The sequence below is a fragment of the Xenorhabdus yunnanensis genome (assembly GCF_028598805.1).
In the GTDB taxonomy this organism is placed as follows: Bacteria; Pseudomonadota; Gammaproteobacteria; order Enterobacterales; family Enterobacteriaceae; genus Xenorhabdus; species Xenorhabdus yunnanensis.
The window spans coordinates 70,779-87,479 of the sequence record NZ_JAQRFI010000017.1; the positions used below are offsets into that span (position 1 = coordinate 70,779).

Consider the following 16,701-nt stretch of genomic DNA (forward strand, 5'->3'; position numbering starts at 1 on the left):
GGGCAATGCTAAAATTTATTTTGCGCCGCTGCTTAGAGGCGATCCCGACACTTTTTATACTTATTACTATTTCGTTTTTTATGATGCGGCTTGCACCGGGTAGCCCATTTACAGGGGAAAGGAAGCTACCGCCAGAAGTTATGGCAAATATTGAAGCGAAATATCATCTGAATGACCCTATCTATAAACAATATTTCAATTACTTAATCCAGCTTTCCAAAGGGGATTTTGGTCCTTCATTCAAATATAAAGACTACAGTGTAAATGATCTGGTTGCAGAAGCTTTGCCTGTTTCTGCTAAATTGGGATTGGCAGCCTTTGTTATGGCAGTAATATTCGGTGTCAGTGCAGGGGTTATTGCCGCATTGAACCAGAATACAAAATGGGACTACACGGTGATGGGGTTTGCCATGACAGGGGTTGTGATACCCAGTTTCGTGGTTGCTCCCTTATTAGTTTTGATATTCGCCATTACATTAAAATGGTTACCGGGGGGAGGCTGGAATGGTGGAGCACCTAAATATATGCTCTTGCCGATGGTCGCACTTTCCCTCTCCTATATTGCCAGTATCTCCCGTATTACCCGTGGTTCTATGATCGAAATCTTACACTCCAACTTTATTCGTACAGCACGAGCTAAGGGCTTGCCATTGCGGAAGATTATTTTCCGTCATGCACTAAAACCCGCTTTATTGCCAGTTATTTCTTATATGGGTCCAGCATTCGTCGGCATCATTACAGGTTCCATGGTTATCGAAACTATTTTCGGTTTACCGGGGCTGGGGCAATTGTTTGTTAATGGCGCATTAAACCGTGATTACTCACTGGTACTTAGTTTGACGATTTTGGTGGGGGGCTTGACCATTATGTTTAATGCCATTGTTGATGTGCTGTATGCCGTCATTGATCCGAAAATTCGTTACTAAGACTGGAGCACGCAATGTTACTGAACAAAAAAAATAGCGAAGCTCTGGAAAATTTTTCTGAGCAACTGGAAATTGAAGGTCGTAGTTTATGGCAGGATGCACGTCGTCGTTTTATACACAACAAAGCAGCGATTACGAGTTTATGTATTCTATTTCTAATCACATTATTTGTAATCTTAGCCCCGATGCTGTCCCAATTTGCTTACGATGACACTGATTGGAATATGATGACGATGCCGCCGGATTTTGAATCCAAACACTATTTTGGCACTGACTCATCGGGACGTGATTTGTTGGTTCGTGTAGCTATTGGCGGACGTATTTCATTGATGGTCGGAATTGCCGCAGCTTTGATTGCCGTGTTATTTGGCACCCTATATGGTGCAACGTCAGGTTATCTCGGCGGCAAAATTGACATGGTCATGATGCGTTTGTTAGAGATCCTCAATTCTTTCCCATTCATGTTCTTCGTTATCCTTCTGGTTACTTTCTTCGGTCAAAACATCCTGTTAATTTTCGTTGCGATAGGCATGGTGTCGTGGCTGGATATGGCGCGTATCGTCCGTGGTCAGACATTGAGTTTAAAACGCAAGGAATTCATTGAAGCCGCGTTGGTTGGTGGGGTTTCTACCCGCCATATCGTTTTGCGTCATATCGTGCCAAACGTATTGGGTGTTGTAGTGGTTTATGCCTCATTGCTCGTCCCCAGTATGATCTTGTTTGAATCGTTTTTGAGCTTCCTTGGCTTGGGAACTCAGGAACCACTCAGTAGTTGGGGAGCTTTGTTAAGTGATGGTGCCAACTCAATGGAAGTGGCCCCGTGGTTACTGTTATTTCCGGCAGGCTTTCTGGTAATGACTCTGTTTTGTTTTAACTTTATTGGTGACGGCCTGCGAGATGCCCTCGACCCGAAAGACCGTTAAGGAGAGCCTATGAATAACGTAGAAACTTCGAAAAATGCTGAATTACTTTTATCAGTAAAAGACCTGAATGTAGTATTCAGCACTCCTGACGGCAATGTGACTGCCGTGAACAAATTGAATTTTGACTTACAGGCCGGGGAAACACTGGGGATCGTGGGGGAATCTGGCTCAGGTAAATCACAGACGGCGTTTGCGTTAATGGGGTTATTGGCCAGTAACGGTTCTGTCAGTGGTTCGACCACCTTTAATGGACGAGAAATTCTCAATCTGAAAGAAAAAGAGTTGAACCAGATGAGGGCAGAAGAGATCTCGATGATATTTCAAGATCCCATGACTTCCCTTAACCCTTATATGCGTGTGGGCGATCAATTAACAGAAGTATTGATGCTGCATAAAAATATGGGTAAAAGCGAGGCTTTTGAAGAATCCATCCGCATGCTGGATGCCGTTAAGATGCCGGAAGCGCGTAAACGCATGAAGATGTACCCGCATGAGTTTTCTGGTGGTATGCGCCAACGAGTCATGATTGCAATGGCACTATTGTGTCAACCTAAGCTGTTGATTGCCGATGAACCAACAACTGCATTGGACGTAACAGTTCAGGCACAGATCATGACGTTGCTCAACGAGCTGAAAAAAGAGTTTAACACTGCCATCATTATGATTACCCATGACTTGGGCGTGGTTGCCGGCATTTGTGACAAAGTATTAGTCATGTATGCGGGGAGAACAATGGAATATGGCACGGCGCGTGATGTATTTTACCATCCTACACATCCATACTCTATCGGGTTATTGAATGCTGTTCCTCGTCTGGATGGCAATGAAGAAGCGCTGGAAACAATTCAAGGCAATCCTCCTAACTTATTGCGTTTGCCAAAGGGATGCCCATTCCAGCCACGTTGCCAATTTGCTACTGAGCGTTGTGCTTGTGAAGAGCCACAGTTGGAAAAATTTGGCATGGGGCGCTTGCGTGCCTGCTTTAAACTCCGGGAGGAATTGGTATGAGCACAATAGCTGAAAAACGCGTCTTATTGGAAGTTGACGATCTCAAAGTTTATTTTGATATTAAAGATGGAAAACAGTGGCTTTGGCAATCGGCAAAAACCTTAAAAGCGGTAGATGGCGTTACCTTAAGGTTGTATGAAGGTGAAACACTGGGAGTTGTGGGGGAATCTGGCTGCGGAAAATCAACACTTGCCAGGGCAGTGATTGGGCTAGTGAAAGCGTCGGGTGGTGCAGTTTCATGGCTTGGTCAGAGCTTGCTGGATATGAATAACAAGCAATGGCGGGATATCCGCAATGATATCCAGATGATTTTCCAAGACCCTCTGGCATCGTTGAATCCGCGTATGACCATTGGTGATATTATTGCAGAACCATTAAGAACTTATCACCCCAAAATGAAATATAGGGAGGTAAAAGAAAAAGTCAAAAAGATGATGATGCGGGTAGGGTTGTTGCCTAACCTGATAAACCGTTATCCTCATGAATTCTCTGGAGGGCAGTGCCAGCGTATTGGAATTGCTCGCGCTTTGATTCTGGAGCCTAAATTAGTTATCTGTGACGAACCTGTTTCGGCACTTGATGTTTCCATTCAGGCACAAGTTGTTAACTTGTTGCAGGAATTACAGCGGGAAATGGGACTTTCCCTGATATTTATTGCCCATGACTTATCGATAGTAAAACACATATCAGACCGCGTATTGGTAATGTATTTGGGGAATGCCGTAGAGTTAGGCACTTACGATGAGGTTTATCATAATCCGTTGCATCCATATACCCGAGCTCTGATGTCGGCAGTGCCAATCCCCGATCCAGACAAAGAACGCAACAAACATATTGAATTGTTGGAGGGAGAACTCCCTTCACCGATTAATCCCCCATCCGGATGTGTATTTCGCACCCGTTGTCCAATGGCAGATGCTGAATGCGCCAAAACCCGACCATTGCTTGAGGGAAGCTTTAAACATGCGGTGTCTTGCTTAAAGGTTGACCCTCTCTAGTCAGTTTTATGCAAATATATCTGCGTGACATTGTCACTAATTTAAATTCAATGCCCTCATACTGGAGGGCATTTTTATCGGTCAGGGAGACATATTAAAAAAGACAGAATTATTATTTTTTCCACAGAATATGGCAGATAGAGTGAGATTTTTCCCGACAAATCAAGATCCGGGCAAAGATATCATCAATTTCGGCATCATCTGATTCCGCCAATCCAATAATAACTTCTGAAAAAAAGTCCGGATCCAAATCAAAATCAACATGCTCAAGCCAGACTCGTGAAGGACCCAATAATTCAGCGCCACCCCGTTCTTCAAATTGCAGATTAAACAATAGACTATCAGCCGGATCGAGATTAGAAAGTGCTTGTTCTAAAAAGATATCGTAAGCTTTTTCAAGCGCTTCATCTTCAGTCATTCGGTTGTTTAAATCCAATTGCATAGAATGTGTCGATTGATGTTCCATAATGGCAATGTCCGAGATTAATAACAAAATGAAATTAAAACATGTTCTATATTGAATGAATACTTTTATTCGTGTTGAAAGAATTACTGACTAATTTGCTTTCTTTCTGTTTTTTGCCATGAGCTATATTTGTCAGAAGTTATAAAAGCGGGCTGAAAAAGTAGCAAATACGTTCAAGAATACGATGCCACACTGGACGTTTTTCCCATTTGTTGTTTGCAAGCAATGTTGAACGCATAATATAGTCTTGTTGAACCCGTGTTAAATCACTGCCAAAGTGTTCATCGTCAATTACAACCGTAATTTCAAAATTTAACCACAGGCTGCGCATATCTAAATTGACAGAACCGACCATACTGAGTTGTCCATCGACCAAAACACTCTTGGTATGTAACAAACCATCTTCAAATTGATAAATTTTCACGCCAGCTTCCAGTAATTCTGAAAAAAACGCACGGCTGGCCCAGCGAACAAGAAATGAGTTGTTCTGGCTTGGCACAATGATGTTGACATCCACACCACGCATAGCCGCAGTACAAATTGCATGCATTAAATCATCACTGGGAACAAAATATGGGGTAGTAAGAATAAGCTGTTTGCGGGCAGAAAAAATAGCAGTCATTAAGGACTGTTGGATCAACTCATCAGGGAATCCTGGCCCGGAAGCAATAACTTGAGCTGTATGACCACTGGTTTGCTCGAAGGGCATGATGATACTGTCTGGCGGGGAAGGAAGGTGACGCTGACCTGTTTCCATCTCCCAGTCAAAGGCGTAAATGATCCCCAATGTTGTTGTAACCGGGCCTTCCATTCTCACCATAATATCGATCCATTGACCGACACCGGCATCTTGTTTAAAAAAACGTGGGTCGACCATATTCATGCTGCCAGTGTATGAAATATGATTATCGATCAGAATAATTTTTCTATGCTGACGTAAATCCATGCGACGCAAGAATAAACGGAATATGTTGACTTTTAGCGATTCGACAAATGCAATACCTGCCTTCCGCATAATATCAGGATAAGGGCTACGGAAAAATTGCCAGCTTCCTGCTGAGTCCACCATAATTCGACATTTCACACCGCGTTTTGCTGCGCGCATCAGGGCATCAGTAACCTGATCAACCAACCCTCCGGATTGCCATATATAAAACACCATCTCGATATTGTATTTGGCATTTTCGATATCATGAACAATCGCTTTCAGTGAGTTATCATAAGATGTCATTAACTGCATTTTATTGCCTCTGACACCTTTGAGCTTTTGGCGACGTTCGCACAGTTGAAACAGTGGAGTAGCAACTTCACTGTTTTCATCGGCAAAAATTTGAGGGGATTTTCTTAACTCTGCTAGCCATTTAGCTACAGATGAGCGCATTTGTTTGGCCTGTTCAACCCTACGCTTGCCAAGATACAATTCGCCGAATGACAAATAAGCAACGATACCGACTAAAGGGATGATGTAAATAATAAGTACCCAAGTCATTGCTGATGTCACAGGGCGACGTTTTATCAAAACTCGGATGGTGATACCCGCAATAATTAACCAGTATAAGAAAATCGCCAGCCAGCTTAGTACAGAGTAGAAAGTTGTCATACGTAGCAATCAATCCTGTTTATTTAAGTACTGCTTATTTAAGTATTTCATGCAGTCATTACCGTAAGTTTCTAGAAATTCGGGCAAACGATCAACTTAATATCATTAATTAAATAGAGAGTAATTTTAACAAAAGAGGTACTAACTATGTTGAATATCATTACTACTTAACTAGTTAATAGCTTACGTTAGCTTCATGAACTGTATACAATTTGATACGAATAAATCATGAATTATTTATAATAGTTATTAAATTTATGATTTCGAGCAATACACTTTCGAACAATACACTATTTGTGTCAGGTTCGTGGACAAAATTGGCAATTGGTTGACATCTCTAATAGTGACGATTAAGAATAATGTTATTCACCCAATGAGAGAATGAGCCGGGAATATCTTATGAAACACAGTAGAAGAGAAGTAGGGCGTTGGAGAATGCTCCGTCAAAGTATCTGTCGTCGCCGTCGCTGGTTGGAAGGGCAAACGCGACGTAATTTTCGTATCTATACAGCGCGCAAGCTAGGTGCTTATAAGCGTCGCAGATCGATTCTATTCATCCATAACGCAGAATGGGTTTAATATGATGTTCCGCATGATACATACCTAGGTGTTTGATCCCAAATTTCAGGTTGCAGCACAGTCAATGCAGCTCAGCTAACAAAGCAGCAACTTGAAAGATGATGGATATAGATGTTTTGAATCTTTATTGAATATGATAGTCATTTGCATTTAAACTAATGGCTATCTGAAAACTGACTATCATGCTGCTAAGTAAGAATTCTCTTATGCGTTGGATACATTGGCCGATACTACTTTCCGTTTGTTTACATATTTCTATTGCTGCGGCGATTTTTCAAGCTATTACACCTGAAAAACAGCCAGAAGCTGCACCTATGTCTGTTGCCATGATCCAGTTGGCTGCTGAAGAGGCACCAGTCTCTGAACCTGCCATGCCTGAATCACTTCCTGAACCACTCGAACCTGAGCCAGAACCTATTGCGAAAATTGCTCTGCCGAAACCTAAACCTGAAAAAAAACCGGAAGTGAAAAAAATTGTCAAAAAAGAATTTAAGCCAATACAGAAAAAGACAGAAAAAACTTCAGAACAACCGCTGAAGCCTATTTCTGATCAGAATCCTCAGATGGCAAAGAATTTGAGCGATCAAAAGACGGATCATCATGCTATTAGTGAAAAAGGGGATGTACAAAGAGGGCCAAAGGCATTGAATAGGCCAAATCCCGGTTATCCATCCAGAGCTCAGCAATTGGGTACAGAGGGGACGGTAAAGGTAAAATTTGATATTGATGAAAATGGTCGAGTTAAGAATATCGAGATTATTTCTGCAACCCCCAGAAATGTCTTTGAACGTGAAGTGAAAAATGCCATGAGAAAATGGCGTTATGAAAAAATGCCTGCTACTGGATACGTGGCGACTATTGAGTTTAAAGTTACGGGTATTTCACAATCCTAATCTACCAAAATGCTTCTTTCTAAATTCAGGGGATGCAAAACATCCCCCTGAATTCATCAGCAAAACTCGGTTTTATTATCACAGGAAGATAATAAATATTAAATTCCATAATGGTTATGTGAATCCGCGTCTCGCTATTCAAAACAGAATAAAAAAGGGACAATCAAAAGATATACCCCTTTAATTTACAAATTAGTTACTTTCTTAATGAACTATTACTCTGAATCACTGCTTTCCAATTTGAAGTGCATTTATTCTTCCAAATAAAAGGTTAAAACCACCGTCTTTAGACGGTGACCTTGAACGTAAATATTTTGACGTATGCGCGTTTAGTCAGGACTGACGACTTGCAGTCGTCAGTCCTGACTGCGCTAACCCACCGACTTTAGTCGGTGGTAGTTAAGTTATTTTTTATCTCTGATTGTCAGTGATAGTCATGGATACTCGCCTAGTACTACAGCCGTACGCCCCATTGTGGCATGATAACCCCTGACATTTTTTCCTGAAAAGAGGGGGCGGTGTTCAATGCACTTACCTACTAACGCTTGGGAACAGGAACTGCGCTCACTGCATACCCGATGAGCTCCCTTGTTTCACCACCCCGGCCCACAACAACGCAGCCTGGCCTATCTCCGGGGACTGCTCAGTGACGTTGAGCGTAAAAATGGCTGGCAACTGGCGGAATGGATAGGCGAACGCACGCCTGATGGGATTCAACATCTGCTGGAGCGCGCTTGCTGGGATGTCGACGTCGCCCGCGATATTTTGCGTGACTATGTGACAGAGCATGTGGGCGATGAACACGGGGGGCTCATTGTGGATGAAACCGGATTTATCAAAAAAGGCACGCATTGGTCATCCTGGCGGCGGCGACATCAATACCATGCACAACAATGCCATTATCGTCGCCGGGATAACCTTATGATTACAGAGCGATTACGGCTGTAGTACTAAATCCACAGATATGATATTCATCAGCCTAATTTCTCTTTTTTTCTAATAAATTGCGTACAGAACCTCTGACAACCAGCGTGGGATCAGCAGAAAAAAAACATGTTTCAGTGCGCCCGCTCAATAATGTTGATTGCAAAATATTGATGTGATTTTCTGCCATTTTATCTTTGGGCAGGTGTATGGTTGTCAGAGGCGGCATGGAAAAAGCGGAAATGGGATTATCGTCGAAGCCAATCACACTGATATCGTCCGGGATTTTAAAATTGTATTGCAGAGCCGCCTTGTATACTCCGTAGGCCAAAATATCATCAAACGTTAACACGCCGGTTATCGGGACACTGAATGCGTTTTTGTCGTGATCCCATAATTGTTGAATGACCTGAAATCCGTTTGTGATGGATGAATGTGTTGTTTTGACCATATCTCTGTTGAACGGAACGCCATATTCGTTGTAAGCCCGTTCGATCCCGAATACAAACTCCCTGCTTGTAGGAAATGACAGGGCTTCGGTGATAACTAAACAGTTTTTATGTCCGTTTGACAGCATTTCACACGCAGCAAGATAGCCACCATGTGCATAATCAACATGAACATGATGACAATTCATCGTTTCATAACGAATGCCCTGAAGGGTGAGGCGGTTGGGCGTCTTTGATAACAAACGTAAATTATCGGGGTTCATGGACGTCGGTTCGAGAATAATAAAATCCGCCTGTCTGGAAAGCACCGTCAGTATATTGGCACGCTCTGTATTTTCATTGAACTGCGAATCAAAAATCATCGTGGTATATCCATGCTCCGCCATCTTGGTCAGGATCTTACAGAAGATGTAGGTCAGTACCGGGTTTTCGATATCGCTAAAAATAATTGCAACGGTTTTGGTCGAATGGCTGCGAAGGCCTTTGGCCAGTGAGTTAGGTGTATAGCCCATCTCATTGGCTTTATTTAAAATCAACAGCCGGGTTGACTTTTTGATAGCCGGGTCGTTATTCAGTGCCTTAGAAACGGTTGAGAATGAGACGCCTACTTCTTTGGCAATGGATTTAATCGTAACACGTTTGTTGCTTTCAGATGTCATTACTGGCATGTCCTTTTCCTCTAACGAGGCGGAATAACACGGGTGTGTACAGGTATGTGTTGATTGATTCGAGGGTAAAATAGATTTACAACGTTGTCAATTTCACGATTCAGCCAACACGCCGAATCCACCTGCACTCAATGGCCTATAAATCTCTCTGGTAAATAGCGGCGTGTAGCTTGAACAATATCAGTATATTGTTGATGAAAAGTAAGAAAAATAAAAAAGCATTTAGTTACAACACTCTGTTTGTTATTAATCCTGCCAAAAACAGAACCCTATCACAAAAAACAGATTTTGTTATCAAATTGTAAATTACTCGCTTGACTAATGCTGATCTTTATTTAAATCTATGATTACAACGTTTGAAATTTATTTTATCACAACAAATTTTCAGCGCTGAATCGGAAACTGACTTTCACAACCTGGATAAATTTCCGACATAATAGCTAATCAACCGGATCAAATATGGACACTACACGCGAACAACTAGTCAATTAACATTGTTAAAAACAGGGGCATGTCTTTTTTTTAACTTGAAAATTACAACGTTTGAAATGGCTTTATATGATGAAAATATCGTGTTCGAATCTAATGCTGCCGGGGAATAACTTAACTGAGCAGGCCACCCAATTGTACAAATGGGGCTACGATGGCATTGCGCTATTTATGAACTATTGCGAATGGAACGAAGAGTTACATGAGGAAGTCCTTAATTTAAGAGAAAACACGGGCATCATCCCGTGTGAGTTTGCCTTTGCTGATGAGATTTACGGGCAATTAATGAGTGACAATATCGATCTCAGAAAAAAGAGCCGGGAAATGAATAAACGGGCCGCTGAAATCAGCGGTGAAATCGGCGCCGTCACTGAGCTGGAATTTGCATACGGTGCACAGAATCCGCTGCCGTTGTTTCATCCCCATAAGAACATGACAGAAACTGAAAAACAGGGGTTTCTGGACATGTACAAAGAGGTTACTGTGCCTCTCATGGGCACGTCAGGCAAGATGCTGTTAGAAGGGATTAATCGCTATGAAAGTCCTTATTTAAACAGCATCAAAGCATGTAGGGATATTATTGATACGTTAGGCATGGAAAATACTGGAGTTTTAGCTGATTTTTTCCACATGTCAATCGAAGAGTCAAACATCGTAGAAAGCATTAAATATGCCGGAGACGCGATTAAGCACGTTCATTTGGGTGACAATAACCGCCTGCTTCCCGGCTGTGGAGCCATTGACTGAAGGGCGGGTTTTAATGCGTTGAAAGAGATTGGATACACTGGGTTTCTCAATTTGGAATGTAGCACCTGCGGAGATCCCTCTAAAACATTGCCTGAAACTGCACTGTTTTTAAAGAAAATGTTGAAGTAGGGGATCTTGTGACGAGTGATTTTGAAATCAATAAGCCATTTTTTGAAATTGGTCCCAAAGTTTATTTGTTCGGAAAAGACGCAATAGCACTGGCAATAGGGGCTGACAAACTCTGTGAAAAGTATGGAGTTGATATTATTTTTTCTGCTCAGTACACGGACATCGCGCCAATTTCAAGTGCGACCAAATATATAAAAGTATTTGCACAACACATTGATCCTATTTATCCGGGAAGGGGAGTCGGCGCGGTTTTGCCTGAAGCAATAAAGGCCGCCGGGGCAGTGGGCGTTCTTTTAAACCATACCGAAAAACCATTAACACGAGAAACGCTGGCCCAAAGTATAAAAAGAGCGGATGAAGTGGGTCTGGCCACATTAGTCTGTGCCGGAAGCCGCCACAATAGCTTGCCTGAACCCGAATATGATTTTAGCTGAATCACCGGCGTTAATCGGACAGGGAACACGTGGCTCGCAGGACATGGAAGAGATTGAAAAAATTAATCGTGCCATACACCGGGTGAACCCTAATGTGCTGATTTTGCATGGCGCAGATGCCACGGGGTCAACCAGCGGGATTATAAAGGCAGAAAAACCGTTTGAAATGATGGAAAAAATGATTGCATCCGTTGTGGCTGCCTGAAATGTAAGAAAAACAGAGGGGGATTGATCATGACCGTTGTTCATGACGAATTGAGTATCGAAACAGGCGTTAGAGTGAGTTTTGACGACATTACTGAATGGGTACAGGGATGTGTCAAAAATCAGGGGTTAAAAACGGGCTTGTCAATGTTTTTTCACAGCACACCAGCTGCAGCGTATTTATTCAGGAGGATTCAGAGGATGTAACGTATTGGAAAATCCCCCTGATCCTTCAAGACACGCTGAACATATTGGAAAAGATCATTCCGACATGTCAGCACGAGGGGCAATATCTGCATCCGGGACCGGTTCACACAAAAAATGCAGCGGAATTAAGAGGTGAAAAATCAGAATGGATGCTGAATACGGACGGACATTTACGTTCAGTTTTACTGGGCCGGTCTGAGACGATCCCTCTGCTTGAAGGTGATATGACGTTAGGTGAATTCGGCCGGATTTATTTTTCAGATATGGATCAGACGAGAGCGCGTAACCGCAGGGTGCGTGGACTGGTTATTGGCGAATAAGCTGAAATGCTAATAAGAGAAGAAAAATAAAATGGGTATTTTAGAAAAAATGAGCCTGGATGGGAAAAAAATATTGATCACAGGCGGTGCCAGAGGGATCGGAAAACAATTGGCCGCCTCCCTTTCTGAAGCAGGAGCAGATGTTGCTATTGTTGATGTTGATTTAGAAGCCGCACAAAAAACCGCAAAAGAAATTGCCCGGACAACAAATAAAAAAACGATGGCCATTAAAACCGATATTACCCAGCCCGATGAAATTAACGCGATGATTGACACCATTCTGAAAGAATTCGGCCGACTGGATGTGGCGTTCTGTAATGCAGGGATCGGACACGTCATCGCGGTAGAGGATGATACGTTGAAAAATTGGAGTCATGTTGTCAATGTGAATTTAAATGGTGCTTTTTTGACTGCGCAGGCTGCCGGAAAATTGATGATAAAACAAGGGGGAGGCTCAATTATCAACATTGCCTCAATGTCCGCTCATATTACAAATATTCCTCAGAAAGAGTGTTCGTATGCGGCATCGAAAGCGGGTGTGATAGCCATGTCAAGAAATATGGCTGTTGAATGGGCGGGCAGAAATGTGCGTGTCAATACAATCAGTCCGGGATATATAGCGACAGAGATGACACTGAATGATCCAAAATTGGCACCTTTAATCAGTCAGTGGGAAAAATTGATTCCGGTATGCAGACTGGGAAAAACGGAAGATCTCGCAGCCATTGCTGTTTATCTTGCTGGCGACATGAGTTCTTATACAACAGGGGCGGATTTTCGCATTGATGGAGGTTACACCTGTGTTTAATGTCAACGAGTGGTTTTGACTCAACGCATTTATCACAAGATAAAATAGACTACAAAAAATTAAATGATAATGACATAAAACTAATGTGAGTATTTAAGAAAGTTTGAATGCTGAAAAAATAATGAATTGTAGGATTTAAAATGAAGCAGAGAGCGAGTGCGCGTTTTCTAGAACGAGTTGGTATACCCAGCACCTTATCATGGGGATATTTGGGTATTTTAGCCTTTATGGTTGGCAATGGAATTGAAATAGGCTGGCTAAGTCCGTATTTGGTGGATAATGGGTTAAGTATTCAAGATGTCTCCGTGTTATTTAGTGTCTATGGTGTGTCTGTCGCTATATCCTCTTGGTTTGCTGGCGTATTTTTTGAGACGGTTGGCGCTAAACGAACCATGCTGTTAGGCACAATTTTTTGTGTTGTTGGTACAGTCGGTTTCGTCAGCCTGGGTTTAAAAGAGATGTCTTATCCTATCTTGTTGATGACACAGGCTATCAAAGGGTTTGGGTATCCCCTGTTTGCCTATTCATTTTCCGTGTGGATTGCCTATCGAAGCCCGGCTGTCAAACTCAGTACAGCATACGGATGGTTTTATTTCGTGTTTTCAGGCGGAATGCAAGTATTGGCCACTTTTTATGCGAGTTGGGCGGTGGAAAAATTAGGCCATATCCAGACCCTATGGACGACACTGATATTTATTATTATTGGCGCTTTTTTTGCCTTGGTTCTCAATCGCGATAATATTAAGCCGCAAGGTAATCATAATGCCATTGAAAATATCAGGGAGGTTTTAAAAGGAATAACCATTCTTAAAGAACATCCAAAGTTATTTATCTCTTGCCTTCTCAGGATCATCAATTCACTTTCTCAGTATGCTTTTCCTGTTTATTTGCCGATCTATATGATTTATCAGGGTTTTACTACGACTCAGTGGTTAAGCATCTGGGGGGCTGCCTTTACGAGTAATATCCTGTTTAATTTGGTCTGGGGTATAGTTGGAGACAGAATAGGGTATAAAAGAACCATTATTTGGTGTGGCGGGGTGCTGACCGGCGTTGCCTCATTACTTCTGTTTTTTGCACCCCAATTTGTTGGCGCAAATTACGCCATAGTACTTATGTGTGGGATTGGCTGGGGAGCGGGTGTCGCCGGCTATATTCCGTTGGATGCGATGTCCGCTAATATGGTGGAAAAAGACAAAGGGGCCGTCATGTCCGTACTCAACTTAGGGACGGGTTTATCTGTGGTTATCGGGCCGGCAATTGTTGGTTTATTTATAAATAGCCTTGGGGCAAGCGGTGTGACTTGTATCGTTGCCACCCTTTATTTTGTCGGTGCTCTGATGACTAATTTTCTGGATGAACCTGAGAGGGTTGCTAAAAATATTATTCAATCCGGCGCTATTAACATGAATAAGTCTCCGAATTCATAAATGCGTGTTTAATACAGCGAGTCACCAGGCTGTTTTTCAATGTATGGTGACATGTCAACATCAGGGATATAATATAAAAATGAAAAATAAAAATAATGTCAACAATAATTCAGACCCCAAAGCCCTATTTCCTGATCTCAGATTTCTGGCCGAAAATAGAAAAATTTTGGCTGAAAAAATAATAGCGGCAAAAGAACTCGATTGGTCACCAGATCAGGTTAGGCATATATTGATAAAGCAAGGCACTACAATCCAAGAATTATCTCAACGGTGGTTTAACGGGCATAAAGGACGTTTATATTTTGCGCTTTCAGAGCCCTGGCCTAAAGGGGAATGGATCATAGCCAGTTATTTGGGTTTAGAACCCCTTGACATTTGGCCCAGTCGTTATTGCGATTATGACTCTCGTTACTATCTTAAATTTAAGGGATTATATGGGTCAAAGGGTTCATTTTATATAGAATGAACCCTTTTTTAATGGGAATAATATAAACCTAACACCATGTTTATGAAAAATATCATAGAAAATAAAATTAAAACAGAGAGGGAAATATTTTATGGAATTTATTTTAGTCAATGTCCAAAATAGCCTTGAAGAAAAAGGGGAGGTAATGTAAAAAAACAAGGGCATGGTATGTATCCCAATATAATTACCCCCCCTTCTTTTTTATTTTCAGGTGGCTTGGTTTTGTTTTTTGTATGAAGAGGTTATTCTTCATTTAAACTAAAACAACCACATTTGTAACAATACCCGTCAGTCATCTCGAATAATAAGCATCAATAGCTACTATAATAACTCTATGCCTGCAATTTAATGTGAATTCACTCCCTGTTTTCAGGGGGGCTTTTATGCATTTTGTTTTTTGTATTTTCTTATCATAATCCCCCTGTCTAAATTAATATAATTTAAATTGAAAATGCATTAATTCAGAGGGTATCTGAACTGTACGGATTAAGTTCTAATTTCAGGCAGAAAACTGATAATAAAATATTATCAGTTTTCAATCATGATTTAACGCTAAATATTTTGTTAGTCATCGTTCGTTTTTATTCACAAGTGTGACTCTTATCCTATAAGTTAACTTTTAAGAAAAATCTGATAAAACACCGTTAAGTCCTTTTTAAATACCCTGTTGGCAATGGCTTTTTTCGCCAAAAATAAATTTAATCATTATAACGCCCGCAGAAAGGGGAGATTAATTCGCTTGTTTAACTACTTAATGGGTTTAAATGAAAATAAATAGATTTGTTTTTTCCTATTGATTGGTTTAATAACTAAAAAATATTGATTTGTGATGCAAGGTATATTGTAAATTTGACAATAAACATCAAAGATAGCCTGTCTCCTTTTTTATGAACACCTATTAATAATTAACAAATTAATTGATTTAACTATGGCAAAAATAATCGCTAACAAAATAAGAGCTGGACTCTTGGGATGGGCTGTATTCGTTATTTTACCTGTACAGGCAGATACCGCCCCCTTTGTGCCCCCAATACAGCAACAGGAACCGGAACCGCCTTCTGCGGTACTGGACAGTCAGCGGCAACAGCAAAAAGCCTTGCTTGAGGAGGCTCATCAACAACGTGAGGATTTACAAAAATTCCGGTCATTGCCCATACCGCCGACTGAGCGTGTCCCGGCAGATGACACCCGGTGCGTCACGATTAACAACATTACGTTTCAGGGGGCAGGCGCTTTATCTGAATCTGCACAGCGCACTCTGGCACAGCCCTATTTACATCATTGCGTTACGCTCGCGGGGCTTAAGCAACTGGTGCGGACGGTGAGCAATGCTTATATCGCCGAGGGTTATATCACCTCGCAAGCGTACCTGCCGGAGCAGGATTTGACGGCGGGGCAACTTCGCATTGCGGTGATAGAAGGCGGGGTTGAAGCCATTGAAATTGAGGGTAAACCGCCCCGTACGGCAAAGATGCTGTTTCCTGACAGGGTGGGACACATCTTAAACCTGCGGGATATTGAGCAGGGATTAGAACAACTTAACCGCCTGAATTCTTCCCGCTTTACCATTGATATCCAGCCCGGCACCCAACCGGGCTATTCCATTGTGCATATTCGGCAACAGGCCGGCTTTTTTCCGGGCAAGGTGCGCTTAAATCTGGCCAACAGCGGACAAAAGGGGATCGGGGGAGTATCAGGCCAGCGCCGAATTGACATTAGATACCCCGTTGGGTTTTGGGGAGCAGTGGTCACTTTCCTGGACGCAGGATACGGATTTCAGGCCAGAACACCACAACCGTAATCTGGCCCTGTCCGTGAGCATCCCTTACGGGTATTGGACTGCGCGTTATCGCTATTTTTGCAATACCACCCTGCAATCGCTGCAAATAATGGATAAAAATTATCCCTATGCCAGTGAGAACCTGATGTGGTTCAATGATTTTGGTCACCGTTATAGAGGTGATATGCTCACTTCGATAATTCAACAGGTGACATGATGAAAAGAAGTTTCAGCCCCGAATTTAAATTGGAGT

The 16,701-nt window shown here is 42.0% G+C and carries 18 protein-coding genes and 1 pseudogene; 16 read left to right on the forward strand and 3 right to left on the reverse strand.

Annotation, left to right across the window (positions count from 1 at the left end):
* Positions 1-5: 5 nt before the first annotated feature.
* Genes oppB through oppF form a run of 4 tightly spaced genes read left to right on the forward strand, consistent with a single transcriptional unit; the run spans position 6 to position 3,855 of the window.
* The gene (oppB, locus tag PSI23_RS09360; protein ID WP_273554838.1) at positions 6-926 is read left to right on the forward strand and encodes an oligopeptide ABC transporter permease OppB; all 921 of its coding nucleotides are present in this window, start codon (positions 6-8) and stop codon (positions 924-926) included.
* A 14-nt stretch (positions 927-940) separates the two neighbouring features.
* Positions 941-1,849, forward strand: coding sequence for an oligopeptide ABC transporter permease OppC (gene oppC, locus PSI23_RS09365; protein ID WP_273554839.1), 909 nt, complete (start codon positions 941-943; stop codon positions 1,847-1,849).
* A gap of 9 nt (positions 1,850-1,858) precedes the next feature.
* Positions 1,859-2,857 (forward strand): ABC transporter ATP-binding protein, encoded by a 999-nt coding sequence (locus PSI23_RS09370; RefSeq protein ID WP_273554840.1) that lies wholly within the window; start codon positions 1,859-1,861, stop codon positions 2,855-2,857.
* On the forward strand, positions 2,854-3,855 hold the full coding sequence (gene oppF / locus PSI23_RS09375; protein WP_273554841.1) for a murein tripeptide/oligopeptide ABC transporter ATP binding protein OppF: 1,002 nt from the start codon (positions 2,854-2,856) through the stop codon (positions 3,853-3,855). Before PSI23_RS09370 ends, oppF begins: the two co-directional genes overlap by 4 nt.
* Positions 3,856-3,967: 112 nt before the next feature.
* On the opposite strand, the gene PSI23_RS09380 is transcribed toward oppF, so the two are convergent.
* On the reverse strand, positions 3,968-4,297 hold the full coding sequence (locus tag PSI23_RS09380) for an HI1450 family dsDNA-mimic protein (protein WP_273554858.1): 330 nt from the start codon (positions 4,295-4,297) through the stop codon (positions 3,968-3,970).
* A 163-nt stretch (positions 4,298-4,460) separates the two neighbouring features.
* Positions 4,461-5,921, reverse strand: coding sequence for a cardiolipin synthase (gene cls, locus PSI23_RS09385; protein WP_273554842.1), 1,461 nt, complete (start codon positions 5,919-5,921; stop codon positions 4,461-4,463).
* A gap of 399 nt (positions 5,922-6,320) precedes the next feature.
* Here cls and PSI23_RS09390 point away from each other — a divergent pair, with 399 nt between their 5' ends.
* From PSI23_RS09390 to PSI23_RS09400, 3 genes and pseudogenes are all read left to right on the forward strand, one after another.
* On the forward strand, positions 6,321-6,500 hold the full coding sequence (locus PSI23_RS09390) for a YciY family protein (protein ID WP_273554843.1): 180 nt from the start codon (positions 6,321-6,323) through the stop codon (positions 6,498-6,500).
* 182 nt (positions 6,501-6,682) lie between these two features.
* A complete protein-coding gene (gene tonB / locus PSI23_RS09395; protein WP_273554844.1) occupies positions 6,683-7,393 on the forward strand; it encodes a TonB system transport protein TonB in 711 nt (236 codons plus the stop codon).
* 525 nt (positions 7,394-7,918) lie between these two features.
* Positions 7,919-8,269: pseudogene (locus PSI23_RS09400) on the forward strand (transposase); the annotation flags it as partial.
* 103 nt (positions 8,270-8,372) lie between these two features.
* Here the strand turns inward: PSI23_RS09400 and PSI23_RS09405 are convergent.
* Positions 8,373-9,434 (reverse strand): LacI family DNA-binding transcriptional regulator, encoded by a 1,062-nt coding sequence (locus PSI23_RS09405; protein ID WP_273554845.1) that lies wholly within the window; start codon positions 9,432-9,434, stop codon positions 8,373-8,375.
* A 558-nt stretch (positions 9,435-9,992) separates the two neighbouring features.
* On the opposite strand from PSI23_RS09405, the gene PSI23_RS09410 reads away from it, so the two are divergent.
* The 9 genes from PSI23_RS09410 (at position 9,993) to PSI23_RS09450 (ending at position 16,665) form a co-directional block, all read left to right on the forward strand.
* Entirely contained in the window at positions 9,993-10,670 is a 678-nt protein-coding gene (locus PSI23_RS09410; RefSeq protein ID WP_273554846.1) for a TIM barrel protein, read from the forward strand.
* Positions 10,671-10,807: 137 nt separating this feature from the next.
* On the forward strand, positions 10,808-11,233 hold the full coding sequence (locus PSI23_RS09415) for a triose-phosphate isomerase (RefSeq protein ID WP_273554847.1): 426 nt from the start codon (positions 10,808-10,810) through the stop codon (positions 11,231-11,233).
* Positions 11,220-11,438, forward strand: coding sequence for a beta/alpha barrel domain-containing protein (locus PSI23_RS09420; RefSeq protein ID WP_273554848.1), 219 nt, complete (start codon positions 11,220-11,222; stop codon positions 11,436-11,438). The genes PSI23_RS09415 and PSI23_RS09420 overlap by 14 nt, the downstream gene beginning before the upstream one ends.
* A gap of 109 nt (positions 11,439-11,547) precedes the next feature.
* Positions 11,548-11,964 (forward strand): YjbQ family protein, encoded by a 417-nt coding sequence (locus PSI23_RS09425; RefSeq protein ID WP_273554849.1) that lies wholly within the window; start codon positions 11,548-11,550, stop codon positions 11,962-11,964.
* Positions 11,965-11,995: 31 nt separating this feature from the next.
* Positions 11,996-12,772 carry an SDR family oxidoreductase gene (locus PSI23_RS09430; protein ID WP_273554850.1) on the forward strand — a complete coding sequence of 259 codons (777 nt, stop codon included), beginning with the start codon at positions 11,996-11,998 and terminating at the stop codon, positions 12,770-12,772.
* Positions 12,773-12,912: 140 nt separating this feature from the next.
* Positions 12,913-14,202 carry an MFS transporter gene (locus tag PSI23_RS09435; protein WP_273554851.1) on the forward strand — a complete coding sequence of 430 codons (1,290 nt, stop codon included), beginning with the start codon at positions 12,913-12,915 and terminating at the stop codon, positions 14,200-14,202.
* Between the two features lie 79 nt (positions 14,203-14,281).
* A complete protein-coding gene (locus PSI23_RS09440; protein WP_273554852.1) occupies positions 14,282-14,668 on the forward strand; it encodes a helix-turn-helix domain-containing protein in 387 nt (128 codons plus the stop codon).
* Positions 14,669-15,596: 928 nt separating this feature from the next.
* A complete protein-coding gene (locus tag PSI23_RS09445) occupies positions 15,597-16,469 on the forward strand; it encodes a POTRA domain-containing protein (protein WP_273554853.1) in 873 nt (290 codons plus the stop codon).
* Entirely contained in the window at positions 16,396-16,665 is a 270-nt protein-coding gene (locus tag PSI23_RS09450) for a ShlB/FhaC/HecB family hemolysin secretion/activation protein (protein WP_273554854.1), read from the forward strand. Before PSI23_RS09445 ends, PSI23_RS09450 begins: the two co-directional genes overlap by 74 nt.
* The last annotated feature ends 36 nt before the right edge of the window (positions 16,666-16,701 follow it).

What these genes read in the sequence shown, in the direction of transcription:
- oppB (WP_273554838.1), top strand. Translation starts at nt 6, where the DNA reads ATGCTAAAATTTATTTTGCGCCGCTGCTTAGAGGCGATCCCGACACTT.
- oppC (WP_273554839.1), top strand. Translation starts at nt 941, where the DNA reads ATGTTACTGAACAAAAAAAATAGCGAAGCTCTGGAAAATTTTTCTGAG.
- PSI23_RS09370 (WP_273554840.1), top strand. Translation starts at nt 1,859, where the DNA reads ATGAATAACGTAGAAACTTCGAAAAATGCTGAATTACTTTTATCAGTA.
- oppF (WP_273554841.1), top strand. Translation starts at nt 2,854, where the DNA reads ATGAGCACAATAGCTGAAAAACGCGTCTTATTGGAAGTTGACGATCTC.
- PSI23_RS09380 (WP_273554858.1), bottom strand. Translation starts at nt 4,297, where the DNA reads ATGCAATTGGATTTAAACAACCGAATGACTGAAGATGAAGCGCTTGAA.
- cls (WP_273554842.1), bottom strand. Translation starts at nt 5,921, where the DNA reads ATGACAACTTTCTACTCTGTACTAAGCTGGCTGGCGATTTTCTTATAC.
- PSI23_RS09390 (WP_273554843.1), top strand. Translation starts at nt 6,321, where the DNA reads ATGAAACACAGTAGAAGAGAAGTAGGGCGTTGGAGAATGCTCCGTCAA.
- tonB (WP_273554844.1), top strand. Translation starts at nt 6,683, where the DNA reads ATGCTGCTAAGTAAGAATTCTCTTATGCGTTGGATACATTGGCCGATA.
- PSI23_RS09405 (WP_273554845.1), bottom strand. Translation starts at nt 9,434, where the DNA reads ATGCCAGTAATGACATCTGAAAGCAACAAACGTGTTACGATTAAATCC.
- PSI23_RS09410 (WP_273554846.1), top strand. Translation starts at nt 9,993, where the DNA reads ATGATGAAAATATCGTGTTCGAATCTAATGCTGCCGGGGAATAACTTA.
- PSI23_RS09420 (WP_273554848.1), top strand. Translation starts at nt 11,220, where the DNA reads ATGATTTTAGCTGAATCACCGGCGTTAATCGGACAGGGAACACGTGGC.
- PSI23_RS09425 (WP_273554849.1), top strand. Translation starts at nt 11,548, where the DNA reads ATGTGTCAAAAATCAGGGGTTAAAAACGGGCTTGTCAATGTTTTTTCA.
- PSI23_RS09430 (WP_273554850.1), top strand. Translation starts at nt 11,996, where the DNA reads ATGGGTATTTTAGAAAAAATGAGCCTGGATGGGAAAAAAATATTGATC.
- PSI23_RS09435 (WP_273554851.1), top strand. Translation starts at nt 12,913, where the DNA reads ATGAAGCAGAGAGCGAGTGCGCGTTTTCTAGAACGAGTTGGTATACCC.
- PSI23_RS09440 (WP_273554852.1), top strand. Translation starts at nt 14,282, where the DNA reads ATGAAAAATAAAAATAATGTCAACAATAATTCAGACCCCAAAGCCCTA.
- PSI23_RS09445 (WP_273554853.1), top strand. Translation starts at nt 15,597, where the DNA reads ATGGCAAAAATAATCGCTAACAAAATAAGAGCTGGACTCTTGGGATGG.